The sequence below is a fragment of the Mucilaginibacter litoreus genome, assembly GCF_042676805.1.
Classification (GTDB): Bacteria; Bacteroidota; Bacteroidia; order Sphingobacteriales; family Sphingobacteriaceae; genus Mucilaginibacter; species Mucilaginibacter litoreus.
Genome location: NZ_JBHTHZ010000011.1, coordinates 36,292 through 54,204 on the forward strand (window position 1 = coordinate 36,292; position 17,913 = coordinate 54,204).

At 41.3% G+C, this 17,913-nt stretch carries 21 protein-coding genes and 1 pseudogene; 6 read left to right on the forward strand and 16 right to left on the reverse strand.

The genetic code is table 11. The annotated features are described in order from the left end of the window. Window positions 1–59: 59 nt before the first annotated feature. From ACFQZX_RS12285 to ACFQZX_RS12305, 5 genes are all read right to left on the reverse strand, one after another. Window positions 60–1,178 carry a GNAT family N-acetyltransferase gene (locus ACFQZX_RS12285; RefSeq protein WP_377115684.1) on the reverse strand — a complete coding sequence of 373 codons (1,119 nt, stop codon included), beginning with the start codon at window positions 1,176–1,178 and terminating at the stop codon, window positions 60–62. 85 nt (window positions 1,179–1,263) lie between these two features. Next, window positions 1,264–1,449 carry a hypothetical protein gene (locus ACFQZX_RS12290; RefSeq protein ID WP_377115687.1) on the reverse strand — a complete coding sequence of 62 codons (186 nt, stop codon included), beginning with the start codon at window positions 1,447–1,449 and terminating at the stop codon, window positions 1,264–1,266. 122 nt (window positions 1,450–1,571) lie between these two features. Continuing rightward, window positions 1,572–2,132: an SMC-Scp complex subunit ScpB gene (gene scpB, locus ACFQZX_RS12295; RefSeq protein WP_377115690.1), complete on the reverse strand. Its 561-nt coding sequence runs from the start codon at window positions 2,130–2,132 to the stop codon at window positions 1,572–1,574. Between the two features lie 142 nt (window positions 2,133–2,274). Continuing rightward, window positions 2,275–3,399 (reverse strand): cyclic dehypoxanthinyl futalosine synthase, encoded by a 1,125-nt coding sequence (mqnC, locus tag ACFQZX_RS12300; RefSeq protein WP_377115692.1) that lies wholly within the window; start codon window positions 3,397–3,399, stop codon window positions 2,275–2,277. Between the two features lie 191 nt (window positions 3,400–3,590). Further along, window positions 3,591–5,105, reverse strand: coding sequence for an ATP-binding cassette domain-containing protein (locus ACFQZX_RS12305; protein ID WP_377115695.1), 1,515 nt, complete (start codon window positions 5,103–5,105; stop codon window positions 3,591–3,593). A gap of 153 nt (window positions 5,106–5,258) precedes the next feature. On the opposite strand from ACFQZX_RS12305, the gene ACFQZX_RS12310 reads away from it, so the two are divergent. Together ACFQZX_RS12310 and ACFQZX_RS12315 are read left to right on the forward strand one after the other, a co-directional pair. Next, a complete protein-coding gene (locus ACFQZX_RS12310) occupies window positions 5,259–5,426 on the forward strand; it encodes a hypothetical protein (RefSeq protein WP_377115698.1) in 168 nt (55 codons plus the stop codon). 26 nt (window positions 5,427–5,452) lie between these two features. Next, window positions 5,453–5,905, forward strand: coding sequence for a PA2169 family four-helix-bundle protein (locus ACFQZX_RS12315; protein ID WP_377115700.1), 453 nt, complete (start codon window positions 5,453–5,455; stop codon window positions 5,903–5,905). A 72-nt stretch (window positions 5,906–5,977) separates the two neighbouring features. Here the strand turns inward: ACFQZX_RS12315 and ACFQZX_RS12320 are convergent, their stop codons facing one another. The 3 genes from ACFQZX_RS12320 to ACFQZX_RS12330 form a co-directional block, all read right to left on the reverse strand. Continuing rightward, a complete protein-coding gene (locus ACFQZX_RS12320) occupies window positions 5,978–6,181 on the reverse strand; it encodes a hypothetical protein (protein ID WP_377115703.1) in 204 nt (67 codons plus the stop codon). A gap of 163 nt (window positions 6,182–6,344) precedes the next feature. Beyond that, complete coding sequence (locus ACFQZX_RS12325; RefSeq protein ID WP_377115706.1) at window positions 6,345–6,551, reverse strand: hypothetical protein; 207 nt, start codon at window positions 6,549–6,551, stop codon at window positions 6,345–6,347. A gap of 233 nt (window positions 6,552–6,784) precedes the next feature. Next, entirely contained in the window at window positions 6,785–7,018 is a 234-nt protein-coding gene (locus tag ACFQZX_RS12330) for a hypothetical protein (protein WP_377115708.1), read from the reverse strand. A gap of 147 nt (window positions 7,019–7,165) precedes the next feature. Here ACFQZX_RS12330 and ACFQZX_RS12335 point away from each other — a divergent pair, with 147 nt between their 5' ends. Both ACFQZX_RS12335 and ACFQZX_RS12340 read left to right on the forward strand, forming a co-directional pair. Further along, on the forward strand, window positions 7,166–7,732 hold the full coding sequence (locus tag ACFQZX_RS12335; RefSeq protein WP_377115711.1) for an RNA polymerase sigma factor: 567 nt from the start codon (window positions 7,166–7,168) through the stop codon (window positions 7,730–7,732). 13 nt (window positions 7,733–7,745) lie between these two features. Beyond that, entirely contained in the window at window positions 7,746–8,846 is a 1,101-nt protein-coding gene (locus tag ACFQZX_RS12340; protein WP_377115714.1) for a S1C family serine protease, read from the forward strand. Between the two features lie 362 nt (window positions 8,847–9,208). Here the strand turns inward: ACFQZX_RS12340 and ACFQZX_RS12345 are convergent, their stop codons facing one another. The 3 genes and pseudogenes from ACFQZX_RS12345 to pdxH all read right to left on the reverse strand — a co-directional run bounded on the left by ACFQZX_RS12345 (window position 9,209) and on the right by pdxH (window position 11,601). Continuing rightward, a complete protein-coding gene (locus tag ACFQZX_RS12345; RefSeq protein ID WP_377115895.1) occupies window positions 9,209–10,336 on the reverse strand; it encodes an NADH-quinone oxidoreductase subunit D in 1,128 nt (375 codons plus the stop codon). A gap of 159 nt (window positions 10,337–10,495) precedes the next feature. After that, a pseudogene (locus ACFQZX_RS12350) lies at window positions 10,496–10,957 on the reverse strand (NADH-quinone oxidoreductase subunit C); the annotation flags it as partial. Continuing rightward, window positions 10,954–11,601 carry a pyridoxamine 5'-phosphate oxidase gene (gene pdxH, locus ACFQZX_RS12355; protein ID WP_377115717.1) on the reverse strand — a complete coding sequence of 216 codons (648 nt, stop codon included), beginning with the start codon at window positions 11,599–11,601 and terminating at the stop codon, window positions 10,954–10,956. The pseudogene ACFQZX_RS12350 and the gene pdxH, both read right to left, overlap by 4 nt. A gap of 162 nt (window positions 11,602–11,763) precedes the next feature. Between pdxH and ACFQZX_RS12360 the strand changes: the two genes are divergently transcribed. After that, window positions 11,764–12,273, forward strand: a complete 510-nt coding sequence (locus tag ACFQZX_RS12360) for a YqgE/AlgH family protein (protein ID WP_377115720.1) — start codon at window positions 11,764–11,766, stop codon at window positions 12,271–12,273. Between the two features lie 71 nt (window positions 12,274–12,344). Here the strand turns inward: ACFQZX_RS12360 and ACFQZX_RS12365 are convergent, their stop codons facing one another. The 3 genes from ACFQZX_RS12365 to ACFQZX_RS12375 form a co-directional block, all read right to left on the reverse strand. Continuing rightward, complete coding sequence (locus ACFQZX_RS12365; RefSeq protein WP_377115723.1) at window positions 12,345–12,500, reverse strand: Sec-independent protein translocase subunit TatA/TatB; 156 nt, start codon at window positions 12,498–12,500, stop codon at window positions 12,345–12,347. 133 nt (window positions 12,501–12,633) lie between these two features. Further along, window positions 12,634–13,128, reverse strand: coding sequence for a 5-(carboxyamino)imidazole ribonucleotide mutase (gene purE / locus ACFQZX_RS12370; protein WP_377115726.1), 495 nt, complete (start codon window positions 13,126–13,128; stop codon window positions 12,634–12,636). Window positions 13,129–13,235: 107 nt separating this feature from the next. Beyond that, complete coding sequence (locus ACFQZX_RS12375) at window positions 13,236–14,375, reverse strand: 5-(carboxyamino)imidazole ribonucleotide synthase (RefSeq protein WP_377115728.1); 1,140 nt, start codon at window positions 14,373–14,375, stop codon at window positions 13,236–13,238. A 118-nt stretch (window positions 14,376–14,493) separates the two neighbouring features. On the opposite strand from ACFQZX_RS12375, the gene ACFQZX_RS12380 reads away from it, so the two are divergent. Then, entirely contained in the window at window positions 14,494–15,951 is a 1,458-nt protein-coding gene (locus ACFQZX_RS12380) for an NADP-dependent isocitrate dehydrogenase (RefSeq protein ID WP_377115730.1), read from the forward strand. A 126-nt stretch (window positions 15,952–16,077) separates the two neighbouring features. Here ACFQZX_RS12380 and ACFQZX_RS12385 read toward each other — a convergent pair whose 3' ends face one another. Together ACFQZX_RS12385 and ACFQZX_RS12390 are read right to left on the reverse strand one after the other, a co-directional pair. Next, window positions 16,078–17,160, reverse strand: coding sequence for an AI-2E family transporter (locus ACFQZX_RS12385; RefSeq protein WP_377115733.1), 1,083 nt, complete (start codon window positions 17,158–17,160; stop codon window positions 16,078–16,080). 75 nt (window positions 17,161–17,235) lie between these two features. Then, the gene (locus ACFQZX_RS12390) at window positions 17,236–17,898 is read right to left on the reverse strand and encodes a hypothetical protein (RefSeq protein WP_377115736.1); all 663 of its coding nucleotides are present in this window, start codon (window positions 17,896–17,898) and stop codon (window positions 17,236–17,238) included. Window positions 17,899–17,913 lie beyond the last annotated feature (15 nt).

A 17,913-nucleotide genomic window follows, 5' to 3' on the forward strand; every position in this document is an offset into this window, starting at 1 on the left:
TAGCTTTTTTGTACGGGCAGCTTTGTCCGCACAAAAAAGCTATACGCTATAAATCCGGCTCAAAACTTATAGCGCATGGTAAGGTGCTTTTTTCCAAAGGTTGCGCCTACTGCTTCATGTATAGCCAGCATTTGTTTATTGAAATCGCCTACCCAGGATAGCTCTAATTCATCATATTGTTTTAAGGGCAAAACATATTCTTTCAGTTTAATAAACAGGCATGATTCCAGCCCGTGCTTTTGAAACTTTTGTTTGGTACCCATAACAATAGCCCGCATCCGCGAAACGCCTTTCCAGCGGCGATACACAAATAACAGTTGCCCCCACAAATCAAGTTTGCCGTTAAGCGGCTTTATCAGCTGATTGGCGTCGGGCAGTATCACTACAAAAGATGCAGGTTCGTTGTTTACGTATGCAAACCAAATCAGCTTTTCATCCATAATAGCCTTCATTTTTTGGAAACTCTCAAAAACGGTAGCATGGTTTATAGGCACAAAGTTTTCGAAATCCTGCCAGCCATCGTTGTAAACCTCAATAAAATCTGCGGCAAACTTTTCTATTTGTGATGGCTTGAAGTGCTCAAACGTATATCCCGGCTTATTCATTACCCAGTTGGCTATTTTAGTGAACCTTTCAGAAAACGGTTTGTGTACATCCATATGGTTGGTGATTTGTTCATACTGCGTTTCAAAACCATAATCTTCAAAAAAAGCTTTGTAGTAAGGAGGGTTGTAGTTCATGCCGTAGGAGGGGGGAGTAAAACCTTCTACCAGCAGGCCCCAAAAGCTATCGTTTTCGCCAAAGTTAATAGGACCATCCATGGCCTGCATACCTTGTTGCTGTAACCATATTTTAGCGGTATCAAACAAAAGGAAAGCAGCGGTTTTATCATTTATACATTCAAAGAAGCCGCATCCGCCGGTAGGTTGCCCGTAGCTGTAAGCCTTTTTATCGTTCACAAAGGCAGCTATCCGCCCGATGAGGTGGCCGTTACTGTCCTTTAAAATCCACCTTGTTATCCTGCCGTGCTGATGAAAGTTATTTTTTAAAGGATCGAATACCGCTTCTATATCATTGTCGAGCGGGCAAACCCAGTTGGGATCATCTTTATAGATTATCCTTGCAACATCTAAAAAGTTATTTTTATCAGCTTTTGATTTAACTTCGGTTATATACATCAGGTAGATGGAATTTATTTAACAAAAAAAGCATTCAGCGCTTACTGAATGCTTTGCAAGTTATCATTGATGACAACAGTAATAATTAATCGTCGTCCTCGTCGTCGTACGGGTCATAAGAGTCAAAACCACCCAGATCATCATCTAATGGCGTATCCTCATCGTAATCGTCATCTTCGTCAACAACTTTTTTACCAGGTGTTGGTTCATCAAAGTCGTCATCTTCTTCTTCGCTTATTTTTTTTGTAGAAGGTTTTTTTGGAGTTGCCATCTTAAAAGGTTTTACGTTTTAAAACTTTTATGTTGTTGTTTGCTGTTTGTAATAGCCAAAAAGGCGCTTTATTTATTGGTAAAAATAATTAAAAACCAATTTAATTAAAATCATTTTTAAATTTATTCTGCCTGCTCGCCAATTGACGATCCGCCATCCGTAACTTCCTTTAGCTGAGGTAATTCCTTAATATCGTTAATGCCAAAGTAGTCCATAAAAAGATTGCTTGTACCATATAAAATAGGTTTACCAATAGCATCAGATTTACCTGTAATGACAATTAACTCCTTTTCCAATAGTTTTTGTATAGAATAATCGCAGTTAACTCCGCGTATTTGCTCAATATCTGTTTTGGTGACGGGTTGTTTATAAGCGATGATGGCCAGTGTTTCTAAAGCGGCCTGGCTTAATTTCTTTTTTGACCGCTGTATCTGCAGCAGGCTTATGGCTGCATGATATTGCTTTTTAGTAAGAAACTGGTAACCGTTGTTGATCTTTACTACTTCAATGGCAAAAGCATCGTTATTGTACTTTTCACTTATCTTCCTTATATAATTACTGATATCTTCTGTAGTGAAATCCTGTTCAAAGGACGCCTGCAGGCAATAGATAATTTCCTCGGTACGTATGCCCTGTTCCGATGCGAATATCAGCGCTTCTATGTATTGTTCAATGTTGTCCATTTAGTAGGGAGGTCGGTAGTCAGTCCGTTTAGACGGAAAGTCGGCAGTCAGTTAAGTCCTAAAGTAACAAAAAATTGAAAGATTCCCTTTGCTTTAGGCACAGACATCCGGACTTTAGACTTCAGACTAACAACTTTAAAACTTAATAATCAATCACCTGTTCTTCAATCTCTGCCGGCATCTCCCGCCATTCGTACTTTTGGGTACGCAGTTGGGGTTCAAACCCTGCCTCGCGGATAGAATCCTGTATGCCTTTTGCTGTAAAGCGGTGTGGTGCGCCGGCTGCAGAAACTACATTCTCCTCTATCATTATCGAGCCAAAATCATTGGCGCCTGCATGCAGGCAAAGCTGCGCAACCTGTTTACCAACCGTAAGCCACGATGCCTGTATGTTTTTAATATTAGGCAGCATAATGCGGCTAAGGGCTATCATGCGGATGTATTCATCACCGGTCACGTTATTGGTTATGCCGCGTACTTTTCGCAGCAAGGTGCCATCGTCCTGGAAAGGCCATGGGATGAAGGCTATAAAACCATGATGCCCTTCTGGTTTTTCAGATTGCACCTGCCTTATCCAAACCAGGTGCTCAAAGCGTTCTTCAATGGTTTCTATATGGCCGAACATCATGGTTGCAGACGTAGGCAGATTGATTTGATGCGCTGCACGCATTACATCCAGCCACTCTTTACCGCCGCACTTGCCTTTTGATATCAGCCTGCGTACACGGTCGTTTAATATTTCCGCGCCGGCACCAGGTAACGAGTCTAATCCAGCTTCTTTCATGGCACGCAGCACATCAATATGGCTCATGCTTTCCAGTTTGGCAACGTGCGCTATCTCCGGCGGACCTAAAGAGTGCAGTTTTAATTTTGGATAAAGCTGTTTCAGTTCACGAAAAAGGTTGGTATAAAATTCCAGTCCCAGGTCAGGGTGGTGCCCGCCTTGTAATAAAAGCTGGTCGCCGCCATATTTAAAAGTTTCCTCTATTTTACGCTTATAAGTTTCAATATCGGTAATGTAACTTTCCTCGTGACCCGGGCGGCGGAAAAAGTTGCAAAATTTACAGTTGGCAATACAAACGTTTGTGGTATTTACGTTACGGTCTATCTGCCAGGTAACTTTGCCGTGCGGTACCTGAATTTTGCGCAGTTCATTAGCCACGTACATCAGGTCGGCAGTTGGGGCATTATGATAAAGGTATACGCCTTCATCAATACTCAAAAAATCAAATGCCAATGCACGCTGTAACAGATCCGCTGTATTCATACAACAAATATACGTGGTGTAAGGTTAAAGGCGAAAGGTTAAAGGTAAAAGGTGGTGATAGGCTGACAATGTATGAATCAGAATTTGCAGAATTAACTAATTTACAGAATGAGAAGAATTTTCACTTATCCATAAAAAGGATGACTGGTACTTAATTATTCTGTTAATTCTCTCATTCTGCAAATTCTGATTCAGACCACCTCACCTTTTTCCAGCTTTAAAACTTTAGTCACGCTATCCGGTATTTCGTGCTGGTAATGGGTAACATATATCAGCGTTACGTTGCTGATGCTGCAAATGGTATCAACAACGCTTTTAAAATGTTGCTGCTGATGATCGTCCAGCCCCTGGCAGGGTTCATCAAAAATCAATAATGCCGGGTTTTTAATCAAAGCCCTGGCCAGTAAGCACAAACGCTGTGCGCTGGCAGGTATATTCTTTAAAAGCTGGCGCGCGTATTTTTCAATTTCCAAAGCCTTCATCCATTCAAGCGCCAGCTCGGCCCTGGCTTTGCTGCTTGGCCTGAAGAGGCCCAGCGTATCGTAAAAACCACTTTCAATAACCTGCAGGCAGGAGTTATCTGTAGGGAAGTACTGGTACAACTCTGGTGATACAAAGCCAATTTTGCTTTTAATATCCCAGATGCTTTCTCCGCTGCCACGTTTTTTATCAAACAACACAATGTTATTGGCATAAGCCTGCGGGTTGTCGCCATTTATCAAACTTAACAAGGTTGATTTACCTGCGCCATTATGTCCCAACAATGCCCATCTTTCGCCCTGTTTAATGTTCCAGTTGATATTATTGAGCACCAGTTTATCGCCATACCTGATATGTACATTAGCCATGCTAACAATATCGTTGTATACATTATTTGCGTCTGATGCTGTAAATAATGCCTTCAGCCCCTCGGCGTTGATAACCGGTTTTGCTTCAAGCACGTGTTTACCGGCCTTAAATTCTGTAGCAGTAAAGGTTTGCAGTTCACCCTCCTCTAAAACGGCTACATTGGTAATAGTATCCGGTATTTCCAATGCCGATGTTGCCATAATGATCTGGATACCCGAGGATGCGATCTGAGAAAGCAGGTTGTTAAAATAAGCCCTCATTTGTACATCGAGGCCGGTAAGCGGGTTATCAAGCAATAAAACCACCGGATTTTTGATGAGCGCTGCCGCGATCATCAGTCGTTTGGTTTCGCCGTTTGATAGTTTGATGATCTGTTTATCGGCCAGATCATTTAGCTTAAGTGCCGGCAAAATTTTTTCAATCGTCCAGTAAGGCTCAATATGAGTATTAACTTTTACCGCCTGTAAATATTCAAGTACGGTAAGCGCGTCTTCAGAGTCGGAAGAATTAAAGCGTTGCTGATAATAGAGGTCGGAGGTATTGGATAGTGTCTTAAAGTGATGTTTTGCTCCCGCGAATGCTATAAAACGGTGAAATGTGGTAAGGTTTGTAATCTGTTGCTGATTAATATCACTGATAAAATGATAGTCAATGCTACCTCCGTTAACAGCAGTATTACCAGCTATTACCTGCAATAAAACGCTTTTACCTGAACCACTTTTACCGGTAATGGCCCAGTTTTGCCCTTTACCAATAATTAGGCTAAGGTTTTCAAATAAGTTATTATTCAGCAACCTTACGTTTATATCGTTTAGTGTGATCAAGGGCGTATTCATGGCGGTGAATATACGTATCATCTACTTAAATGATTTTTTTAATGTATGCATTGCAATACAATTTTTAAATGCAAAGCTTAAATACATGTGATTACACAGGCTTTATGTGTAAATTTTAAAATAGGTCTGATTATTGTACAACTTAATAATCATAAATCTTACAAAAAATCTACCATGAAAAAAATCAACATTTTATTATTGGCATTAACCGTATTTGCATTTAGCGGATGCGAAGTTGTAGGCGGAATTTTCAAAGCCGGCGCTGCTGTAGGCATTATATCTGTAGTTGTAGTTATACTTTTGATATGGTGGCTCATCTCATCATTCAGAGGCAGGTCTTAATTGTTTTATAATCATTTTAAAATATCATGGAAAACACAACCGCAGCACTTGAAACCTTGAATGATCTGGTATTATTACATAACGATCGTATTGAAGGGTATGAACGCGCCATGAGTGATCTGAAGCCAGAAGAAACTGAGCTAAGATATCTGTTTACCAATTTAATTGGAGAGAGCCATCAGTTTAAACTTGAAATTGCGACTGAAGTGGCGGTATTAGGCAAAGATATAGATACAGGTACCACAACCAGTGGCAAACTGCACCGTACCTGGATAGATTTGAAAACAGCTTTTACAGGGCATAGTAAAAAAAGTGTTCTGGAAGAATGTGAGTTTGGGGAGGATGCTATATTGAAGGCTTATGAAACAGCTATAGCCGAAGAGACTACACCTGCTTATATAAAGGAAATTTTAAGGAGTCACCAACCGGTACTTAAGGCCGCGCACGATAAAATAAAAGCGCTTCGGGACAGTGCCTGATGATATATAAAACCTCTTTAAAAAAGAAAGCTCCGATAATTTCGGAGCTTTCTTTTTTTTATTAAAATGTTATTACATTTTTTTTGCAGTATCAGCAGCAGCGGTATCAGTAGCTGTTGAATCCATTTTCATAGTGGTATCCATTTTTGCAGCGGTATCCATGGTTGTAGTATCAGCAGCAGAATCAGCTGAAGATGATGAACCAGAACCTTTACAAGCAGCAGCTGAAACAGCGATAGCTAAGGCTAAAAAGCCAACTTTGAATGCGTTTTTCATTGTTTGTTTTTTTAAGTGATTTAATAGTTTTTCATCTGTTAATACCTGTAACTAAAAAAGGTAACCCACTTTTTTAAAAAAAATGCAGATTACCTTTTAAAAAATTAAAAAACTTAAAAAAATAACAATGTATTATTTTAAGGTTCAGCGCTTTTAGCTAAACTTATTTTTTTACAGTGTCAGCTTTAGCAGCAGTATCAACAGTAGTAGAATCAACTTTTACAGTTGAGTCAACTTTAACGGTTGAATCAACAACAGTAGTATCGTTTTTAGAAGTATCACCTGCAGATGAAGAACCTGAACCACCGCAAGCTGAAGCTGAAACTGCGATAACTAATGCTAAAAAGCCAAATTTGAATGAATTTTTCATGTGTTTTGTTTAATTAATTTGTGAGTATCTTATTCTAATTTGGAGTTTAATACCACTTTTGCAAAAAGGTAACCCGGTAAAAAAATATTTTTATTAAGCTTTTTTCAATGCATCGTTTTTGTGATGCCGATAGCGACTGGATTGGTTTTAGCGCTGAACGTAACTGTTAAAGACCCGGCAGGTGTTTCATAAATTACTTAACAAAAAATCCCGCCGTAATGGCGGGATAAATTTTACTGGTCTTTTTTGCTTGGCGGAGCAACGGTATCCGTACCGCCAGAGCCTGAATTATCGTAGCCGCTGTCAATTCCGGCGGCCGATCCATTTTTGCCTATCGTGCTGTCAACGTTAGTTGTATCATCAGCGCGGGTACTATCCGGCACATGAGTTGAATTGTTACCTTTGCAGGCGGCAACTGAAATGGCTATTGTTAATGCTAAAATGCCTGTCTTAAATGCGTTTTTCATGTTGTGTAGTTTTAGTTTAAATTAAGCCGTTCAAAATTGATGCCGTAACATTAAACGCATTAATTTGTGCCTTAATAGTTTTAAACTTATAAAGACAAATATTTTTGATTTTATTGGGTTACAATTGGATATAATAAGTATTAAGTAGTGAATAATCAGTTAAATGTGCAGATACCATCGGATAGTGAAGTAATTATTGGCATACTTAACAACTCCGATAGTGTTTTAAAAAAATTATACCTGGCCTATTTTCCAATGGTTTTACAGCTTATCATTAACAACAATGGTGATGAGGATGAGGCTAAGGATATTTACCAGGAAGCTATAATAGTTCTTTACAATAAAATAAAGCGGGGCGACTTTGAACTGAGCAGTAAGCTTAAAACCTATATCTACTCGGTATGCAGGCGTTTATGGCTTAAACGGCTTAAACAGCTTAACCGATATGGTGGAGATATCAAGGATTTTCAGGAATATCTGCCAGTTGAGGAAGAATTGGAAAAGCACGAGGAACGCGACTTGCAGATCAGCAAAATGGGAGAAGCCCTTAAATTACTTGGCGAACCTTGTAAAACTATTATGGAAGACTTTTACATGCACAGCCGCAGTATGCAGGAGATTTGTGAACGGTTTGGGTACACCAATGCGGATAACGCGAAAACGCAGAAGTATAAGTGTCTGCAAAGGCTGAAGAAATTGTTTTTTCAGCAGTAAAAAGTGGAATGGTATGAAGAATAATGAACTTTTGGAAATGATTGAGCGCTACCTGGCCGGTGAAATGACCGTACAGGAACGTGCTAAATTTGATGCGCTGCGCAAAGCAGACCCGTATATAAGCGAAAAGATGACCGAGCATAAAGATTTTACGGGCCTGATGAAGCAGTATAAAGAGCGCAGCAGGCTGGAGCAACGCTTAAATGAGATTCACCAGGAAATTGATGTGCATACACTTAAGGAAGATTTGATGGCTCATCCGTCATGGATAGTACAGATGTGGCGCAATCATCATTCAAAAATATCTGTTGCCGCTTCTGTAGCCATTTTAGCTATTCTGCTTACCTTGTTTTTTACCGGTGATCTTAGCAATAAGGACCCACGTTTCCAGCAATTAAAGGCGGATGTTGAGCGTGTAAAAAATCAGCAGGTACGCTTAGGTAAACAGCAGGCCAATATCATCCAAAATGTTAAAACAGGCCCTGTTATTAACGCTAAATTTAGGGGTACAGGTTTTGCTTTGACCGGCAATGGGTACATAGTTACCAATTTTCACGTAGTAACCGGCGGCGATAGTGTTTATGTGCAAAATGATGCCGGCGAATCATTCCATACCAAAGTTATTTATACCGATCCGCAGTCTGATATTGCCGTTTTGCAGGTAACCGATTCAACCTTTAAAAACCTGGGGCCGGTACCTTATGCTTTCAAAAAAACAAAAAGCGATCTGGGCGAGGAGGTTTATACTTTAGGTTACCCGGGTAGCGATATCAAAGTAGGGCCGGGTGCCTTAACCGGCGCTACAGGCTTTAAAGGCGATAGCACCGAGTATGAACTGTATATTCCTATCAATCCAGGTAATAGCGGCGGGCCGTTACTGGATAATAAAGGTAATATTATTGGTATCATCAACGGTAAACAAACAGAAACTACCGGCGTTGGCTTTGCAGTGAAATCCAATTACCTGTTAAAAGCTATTCAAAACATTCCTGCCGATTCTTTATCTAAATCACTTAACCTGAACACCAAAAATACAATGGCTAATTTGAGCCGCCCGCAGCAGATCAAAAAACTGCGCAATTATGTGTTTATGGTGAAGGTATACAACCAGTAAAAAATCAACAATTAATACAACTAAGGGGTGATACGTTTTTGTATCGCCCTTTTTTGTTTTACCAGGATCGGTCTGAAGCTTAAGTACTTTGGCGAGCTTATACACATATAAAAGCCCGTCATTTCGAACGATAGTGAGAAATCTTGTTCAGAAAAGCAGTTAGCAGACTTTGCAGATCGAACAAGATTCCTCCTCGTACCTCGTTCGGAATGACAGGGCAGTGGTTTGTTAGTGACATTCCTTTGCCACCTTTATTGTCATGTATCTGATTATTATTCATTTATGAGTGTTCACGGTGTTCACCTGTGTGTTCGTGAACACTTAATAAACTTATCGACTATGAAAGCGACTTATGATGCTTACTATCTGTCCAGTTCGCCTAAAACAAAGTCAATGGAGCCGATAATGGCAATCAGGTCGGCTATCATAACGCCTTTAGCTATCTCGGGCACTACAGACAGGTTGTTAAAGCTTGGCCCGCGGGCCTTGGCACGCAAAGGAATCTCGGACCGCTCATTGTTATGTATAAAATAAAAACCAAGCTCGCCCTTTGAGCCTTCGGCACGCATGTAATAATCCTGAACTTTAGGGGTAAGCTTTCTGGGTAGTTTAGCCCGCGGATCAAAGTCGGGTGTGCGTTTAAGATCTGTTTGCAACCTGTCCAGGCATTGCTCAATAATACGTAAGCATTGTTCAATCTCATCAACCCGTACCTTGTAACGGTCCCAGCAGTCGCCTGTTGTGCCTACTTCTCCTTTACCTATCGGGATGTCAAAATCAATCTCCGGGTATACGGAGTAACCATCAATGCGGCGCAGATCATACCGCAAGCCGGATGCTCTCAAAACTGGCCCGCTGCAACCATAATTGATGGCTACATCAAGCGGTAATACACCTACATTAGCAGTACGGTTAATAAATATCTGGTTGTCTGTAAGCAGGTTGTTCAGCTCAACCATTTTGGGTTTAAAATAGTTGATGAACTCACGGCAGCGTTCCTCAAATCCTACTGGCAGGTCATAAAATAAACCACCCACCCAAATGTAGTTATATAACATGCGCGAGCCTGATGCCCACTCCAGCATGCCCATTATATGTTCCCGGTCGCGAAAGCACCAAAGGAAGGGCGTAAAAGCGCCTATGTCGATACCGTAAGTGCCAATGGCAATAAGGTGCGACCCAATACGGTTAAGCTCGCTAACCAGTACACGGATATACTCTATGCGTTTGGGGATATCCTTATCTATACCAAGCATACGCTCAACGCCCATTACCCAGGCATGGGCGTTTGTCATTGACGACAAGTAGTCCATCCGGTCGGTAAAAGGGATGGTTTGCTGGTAGGTCAGGTTTTCGGCATGTTTTTCAAAGCAGCGATGCAAGTATCCCATGTGCGGGATAACTTCTTTTACAATCTCGCCATCAGTTATCAACTCAAGGCGCAAAACCCCATGTGTAGATGGGTGCTGTGGCCCCATGTTGAGTATCATATCTTCAACAGAGGCATCGGCTATTTTTTTTTCGTAGCGTTTAAGCGCTTCTGTATACTTTGGGTTCTGCTCAACAGGTATTTTGTAATTGATCTTTTCTATTACATTATCAGGCTGTACCGGATAATCTATTTTGATGCCCTTATAATACTCTGTGGCTATGTAATCTTTGCGTAAAGGATAGCCTGCCCAGTCATCGGGCAATAATATCCTTCTTAAGTCAGGATGATTTTCGAAAAATATGCCAATCAGGTCAAATGCTTCGCGTTCGTGCCATTCGGCGGTACGGTAAACTGCAGATACACTCGGAAAGGAGGGAAGGTTATTTTCATCGCGATCATTAAACGCGCTGATCTTTAAGTTAAGCTTTAAATTATAGGGGATGGATGCCAGGTTATAAACAACTCCAAAACGACCGTCTGCCGGCCCGTAATCGACACCAGAGAGGCACGATAAAAAGTCGAAATAAGTTTTAGGGTTATCACGTAATTCGCGGCAAACATCAGCAATACGTTCGGGTTGTATAAGCAGTGCGGGTTGTAAACTTGTACGCTCTTCGCCAACAACAACCTCTTCGCCAAACTTATCGGTCAGTAGTTGTTTAATATCGTCGAAACTCATGGCGCAAGGCGTACAATTTTCCAGTTTTTGTTATCGATTTTTTTGTAAACTATCCTGTCGTGCAGGCGGCTGCGGCGGCCTTGCCAAAACTCTATTAAACGGGGCCTCAGGATATATCCACCCCAATGCGATGGTTTTGGCACCTCCTTGTCGGCATAGTTTTTTTCTAACTCTGCCATTTTGATTTCTAATATCTCACGGCTGTCAATCTCCTGGCTCTGCGGCGATGCAACGGCACCTATCTGGCTTAATTTAGGCCTCGAGTGAAAATATTTTTCCGAGTATGCCTTATCAAGCTTTTCTGTAACGCCTTCTATACGTATCTGGCGCTCCATATCGCCCCAAAAGAAAACAATTGCAGCGTTGGGGTTTTTTGCAAGCTCTTTTCCTTTGCGGCTAAGGTAATTTGTATAAAATTTAAAGCCATCATCACTAAAGCCCTTTAAAAGTACAATACGTGCCGATGGGCGTCCATCGGGGGTAGCTGTGGCCAGTGTCATGGCATTGGGTTCGTGCACTTTACTGTTAATGGCTTCATTGAACCATTTGTCAAACTGTTTTATAGGGTTGCTGTCTACATCATTCTCAATAAGCGAGGCTGATGCATAATCCTGCCTTAAATTTTCTATATCTTTCTGATCCATCAGCGCAAACTTACAAATTAATTAAACCGTAAATATGTCGACAGTCAGATTTTAGTTGTACATGAACATATTTTTACATTTAACGTTATATTATTAAATTATGAACTTATGCTAAGTCTTATCGCTCCGGCGGCAGGCCGATTATTAATTTCCGAGCCGTTTATGGCTGATCCGACTTTTAAAAGATCGGTTATTTTGCTTACCGAATACTCTGAGGCAGGGGCAATGGGTTTTGTGCTCAATCATCAAACAGAATATTTGCTCGGAGATATTTTGCCGGATGTATCTTATTCAGAAATTCCGGTTTATCAGGGTGGCCCGGTGGCTGCCAATACGCTGCATTATATTCATCGCAGCCCGGAAAAGATAAGTGATGGTATTGAAATTTGGGATGGAATTTATTGGGGAGGTGATTTTGAGCAGATAAAAGAGCTCATCACTAATTACCAGATTAATGAAAGCGAAATAAAATTTTTTATGGGATATTCCGGATGGACACCAAACCAGCTTGATGAGGAATTAAGGGAGGACTCATGGATAGTGGCTAACAAATTTGAACCGGATACCGTTTTCAGTAACAATGAACAAAATTTATGGAAAGAGGTAGTGATAAGCCTTGGCCAGCGTTATGCTCATATTGCCAACTTTCCAGAAAACCCTATGCTTAACTGATTGGGTTAGGACTTAGAAGATATTTTGTGTCAATATAAAAAAGAAGGCCCCGGATTAAGGAGCCTCTTCTTTTATTCTTTTACTGCAGTATCTGCATCGCCTTTAGCTTCTTTGAAGGATTTTACGCCTTCGCCAAGTCCGCGCATTAACTGAGGTATTTTTTTACCGCCAAATAATAGCAATATCGCTATAATGATGAGAATGATCTCTGGTGCACCTAAACCCATAACAATTTATTTTAATGATTAATTATACAAATGTAGTTATATCAATTGATGTTTTACAAGTATAGGTAAAATACAATTATCTATTGATAAACGATATTTTCATTTACGTATTATAAGGTGGTTTGGTTTCGGGTTAATTATTTTCCATCTCTTTTGCCGATTCCTCTACTTTTCTTTTCAGCTCCTCTTTAAAAGCGATAAGGTTTTGAGCCAGATATTCATCGGCAGTTGACAGTATCTGGGCTGCCAATATGCCAGCATTTTTAGCAGCATTTAAAGCTACTGTAGCTACCGGGATACCATTCGGCATCTGTAGTATGCTCAGGATAGAATCCCAGCCATCAATAGAGTTGCTTGATTTTACAGGCACACCAATCACGGGCAAATGGGTTAATGACGCTACCATGCCCGGCAAATGCGCTGCACCACCGGCGCCGGCAATAATTACTTTAATCCCCCTGTCGGCTGCGGCGCGGGCGTAACTGAACATCCTGTCGGGAGTGCGGTGTGCCGAAACAACAGTTATCTCATAATCTACACCAAGTTCTTTTAAAACATCGGCAGCATCCTGCATCACATTCAGGTCGGACTTGCTGCCCATTATGATAGCTATTTTTGGTTGGTTCATAGTGTTTCTGTCATATGTGTCATTGCAATGAGTTACGACGAAGCAATTTCATAGTACAACCTTGATATGCTGAGATTGCTTCGTTCCTCGCAATGACAGATTATTAGTTAACTTATCACTTTCAGCGTTTGCTGTACAAATCTTGCTTTTTCTATTGCTTTTTCGCGGTCGTTGTCTACAATGGTAACATGTCCCATTTTTCGGAAAGGTTTGGTTAAGGCCTTACCATAAAGATGAACGTATACACCTGCGCATTTCAGTATTTTCTCAATGCCCTGGTACACCGCCGGGCCCTCGTAACCAGCTTCGCCTAATACGTTCACCATTATGGCATTGCTAAGGCAGGTGGTATCACCAAGTGGTTGATTAAAAATGGCCCTTAAGTGCTGCTCAAATTGCGAAACCACATTGCCTTCTATGCTCTGGTGGCCGCTGTTATGCGGGCGCGGGGCGAGTTCATTTACCAATACCTTGCCATCTTTTGTCAGAAACATTTCTACTGCCAGTATACCTACTATGTTCAGCGTTTCGGCAATTCTTTTGGCAATGCCTTCAGCTTCCTGGTTTACTTCAAAAGGAAGGGTAGAGGGTTGTATTAAAAACTCAACCAGGTTGGCTTCGGGGTTAAATTCCATCTCAACCATCGGGAAGGTTTTTACTTCACCATTCTCGTTTCGCGCTACTATAACGGCTATTTCCTTTTCAAAATCAATCCATCGTTCAATAAGGCTTGGCTCGGTAAACGCATTATCCAGGTAGCTTTCATCTATGACCTTATAAACGCCTTTTCCATCATAACCATCGCGGCGCAGCTTTTGTATGTAAGGAAAAGGGATCTGGCTTGTACTTAACTGTTCTGCCGATGATATGATCTGAAACTCGGCGGTTGGGATATCATTTTCTTTAAAAAACTGCTTCTGCAAGCCCTTGTCCTGAATGAGCCGTATTATGCGCGATTGCGGGTAAACCTGTACGCCCTCGCGCTCTAACTGTTCCAGGGCATCAACATTAACCTTTTCTATCTCAATGGTAAGCAGGTCAACCTTTTTACCAAAATTATAAACAGTTTCATAATCACTCAATGATCCAACTACAAACTCATTGCAAAGCCGTCTGCAGGGGGCTTCGCGGTCCGGGTCAAGTACCTTAATAGTAACATTATAATTTATTGCCTGCTGTATCAGCATACGGCCCAATTGGCCGCCGCCTAAAATTCCTAATCGTAAGTCGCCGTAAAATGCTTTCATATATAGTGTTGCAAATTTAGCTAATTCTTTTAAATGCAGGCATCAAAACAGTTTACGGCTTCAAAATTGCTTGTTAACCTGTATATTCGCAGCGTTTTTACTACACATTAGAACTATCATGAATACAAAGATTGCAGTAGCTAAAGGAGATGGTATAGGCCCGGAAATTATGGCCGCCGTCCTCAGAATATTTGATGCCGCCAGCGTACCCCTTGAGTACGAATACGTAGAAATGGGAAAATCATACTTTGATGCAGGCCATTCAACCGGTATGACTGCCGCAGCCAAAGAAACCATTGAGCGTTTAGGCTTACTTTTTAAAGGCCCTATGGAAACCCCAAAGGGTAAAGGGGTTAAAAGCATCAACGTTACCGCACGTAAAGTATGGAATACTTATGCCAATCAGCGCGATTTTCGGACGTTAAACGGTGTAGATACTGTGTTTTCCAAAGCAGGGATCCCTATCAACCTTACTATCGTTCGCGAAAACATTGAAGATACTTACGGCGGAATAGAGCACTTGCTTACCAATGATGTTGCCGTTGGCCGTCGTATCATTACCCGCCCGGGTTCTGCACAGGTTATACGTTATGCATTTGAAATGGCACGCCGTAAAGGTTATACTAAACTGGCTTGTGGCCATAAAGCTAATATCATGAAACTTACCGACGGGTTGTTCCTGGAGACATTTTATGAGATAGCTAAAGAGTATCCGGATATCGAATCGTCTGACATCATTGTTGACGACCTTTGCATGAAACTGGTATCACGCCCTGAAATGTTTCAGGCTATAGTGCTGACCAATCTGCAGGGCGATATTGTATCTGACCTTTGTGCCGGTTTAGTTGGCGGACTTGGTTTTGCGCCATCTGCCAATATAGGCGACAACATATCTATTTTTGAGGCCGTACACGGTACCGCTCCGGATATTGCAGGCAGAGGTATTGCTAACCCTACTGCTTTATTGCTTTCGGGCATTTTAATGCTGCGCTACTTAGGTTTTACTACTGCGGCAGCTAATATTGAAAACGCTTTATTATTTACGCTTGAACAGGGTGTGCATACCGGTGATTTTGGTGATAAGTCTGTTGCGTCGGTTAACACAGATGCTTTTGCCGATGCCATAATAAGCAATATGGGTAAAGTGCCTGCAAAAGGCGAGGTTGTAGCACAGCCGGACATTCCGCATAAAGCCAACCAGGATCATCCTACAAAAAATAAATTAACTGTTGTTAAAGCCGATACCAAGGAAGAAATTGTTGGTGTGGACGTGTTTGTAGAATCCAACAAACAACCCGGTGAACTGGCGGAGATTGCTCAGCGAAAACTTACTGAGAATACACAATTGGTAATGATATCTAACCGGGGTACACAGGTGTGGCCAACAGGATCAGTATTTACCGAATTGGTTAATGAGTACCGTATACGTTTTGAGAAGAAAGATGGTAAGGAAATAACCCAAAAGGAAATCCTGCACATAGCCGGAGAGCTTTCTGATGATTTTAAAGTTTGCTCTGTTGAGTTCCTGATGAAATTTGATGGTAAAATAGGCTACACACTGGCGCAGGGACAGTAATAAGCTGTAATTCGGAAAGTCCGAAGTCCGGAGTAGGAAAGACCGAATGTAAAGTTGGAAGTCACCAAGGCCGAAGATTTAATTTCCTAAAAAAGCTCGCTAATTATGCGGGCTTTTTTGTTGATATTAGTCGCTATCTACTGTTGGTTGGCCCACTTTGTTATCATTCGCTTCTTCGGGATTAATTTTTTTGATATATATCTCATCAATTAAAATAATACCTATTGATAGTAGCGGTACCGCCAGTATAATCCCCAATACACCCGATAATACGCCCATTATAACCTGGCTGATTATAGTCAAGGCCGGGGGGATATTGATCATCTTTTTCTGGATAAGCGGAGTTACGATGTTACTTACTATGGTTTGCGATACCATGTAAAGTAAAGCGGTGATGATGGCTGTGTTAAGATCTTTTGTGAGCGCCAGTAATACGCCGGGTATCATGGCTGCCAAAGAACCGAAGTTAGGTATCAGCTTTAATAAACCCGTAAGTAATGCCAGCACCAGCGCAACAGGTATACCAATTATATATAAACCAATGCTGATCATTATGAAAATCAATACCATGGAAAGCATTGTACTTTTTAACCATCCTTTTAAAGCCTGGCTGGTACGATCGATGATCTGTTTAGCCAAAGGTTTGTTTCGTGGTGGAAACAGTTTGATTATGCCATCTTTGTAAAGGGAGGGATGGGTAGTAAAAAAAATGCCAAGAAACAACATGATATAGATATTTCCCAGCACACCAAAGCTGGTACCTAAAAAGCTGCGTGCGGTAGAAAATAATTTATCAGTATTATCATCGCCGTTGTTAAAATATTCTAATACTTTGGCACCCAAAGGGCTTGTGCCTAATTTAGCTTTAAAATTATTAATCGTTTCAGGGAGGCTTTCGCTTAAAATAGCAATTTGCCCCTGTATGGTGGTGCCCATAAACCACAGCAGTGTACCCAAGATCAAAAAAGAGCCTAAAACAGATATGGTCATGCATACCTTGCGGCTCCACTTTGTACGGCGTTGTATGATATCAGCAAGCCCATGAAAGTATACAGCAATCAGTGAGCCTGCAAGTATCATCAGTAACACATTGAAGGCTACACGCGCTATAAGTATAGTTACAACAAGCAGCGCAACTATGGCAACAGTATGCCATACCTTTTCTATATAGGTTAGCTCCTTTTTTGGGCGTATATCATTTTGAGGCATTATGTATTATTTATGCACATAATGACACACAATATTCATAAAAGTTTTAAAATAAGTTATACACCGCTGTGTTTATTATTGATGGGTAGCTTTTACTTTATTAAAGTAAGCAATAAGCTTTTCGATATTGCGAAGGTTGAAACGGTTAGCCTGAATTTGCTCAACAACTTCCGGCTCGTCTGCCATGGCCTCGCTCATGATGTCCTTAAAGTTTTCATCAGTCAGGTGTTTCATATTTGCAGTGTTAGGGCCGTAGTAATAACTCAACTTATTGCTGCCACCGCCACCACCGCCGTTACCGAGAGAAATACCCAGACCACCCCCGTACGACGCGCCATAGCTGCCGGCGCCGACACCCATAACCGGCGATACATGTACTTTTTTACCACCACCACCTCCGCTGCCGGCACCACGCGTAGCATATATCTTTATTTCTTCGTTAAGTGCAACACGTACAAAATCAAACTCTTTTTTTGCCCAGGTTTCATTGCCGGGGGCATGCGCAACAACAAAGCTGTCTTTACCTGCAACAAACGATTGCAGATCGCTGGTGCTTAGATAATAGGGTTCAGCTTTTTCGTCATCTTTAAAGCTTACAAATCCTTCATCTTTAATTGGCCCTTTGCCTCCTGGGTTTGGGTAAATAAGCCCTTGCGTTTTCACTCCTTTAATGTCGGTAAAATAACCTGGCTGCCATTTTTGTGCCTGGGATATCTGCACAATTAACACCAGGGTCAAAACAAATGTTATTCT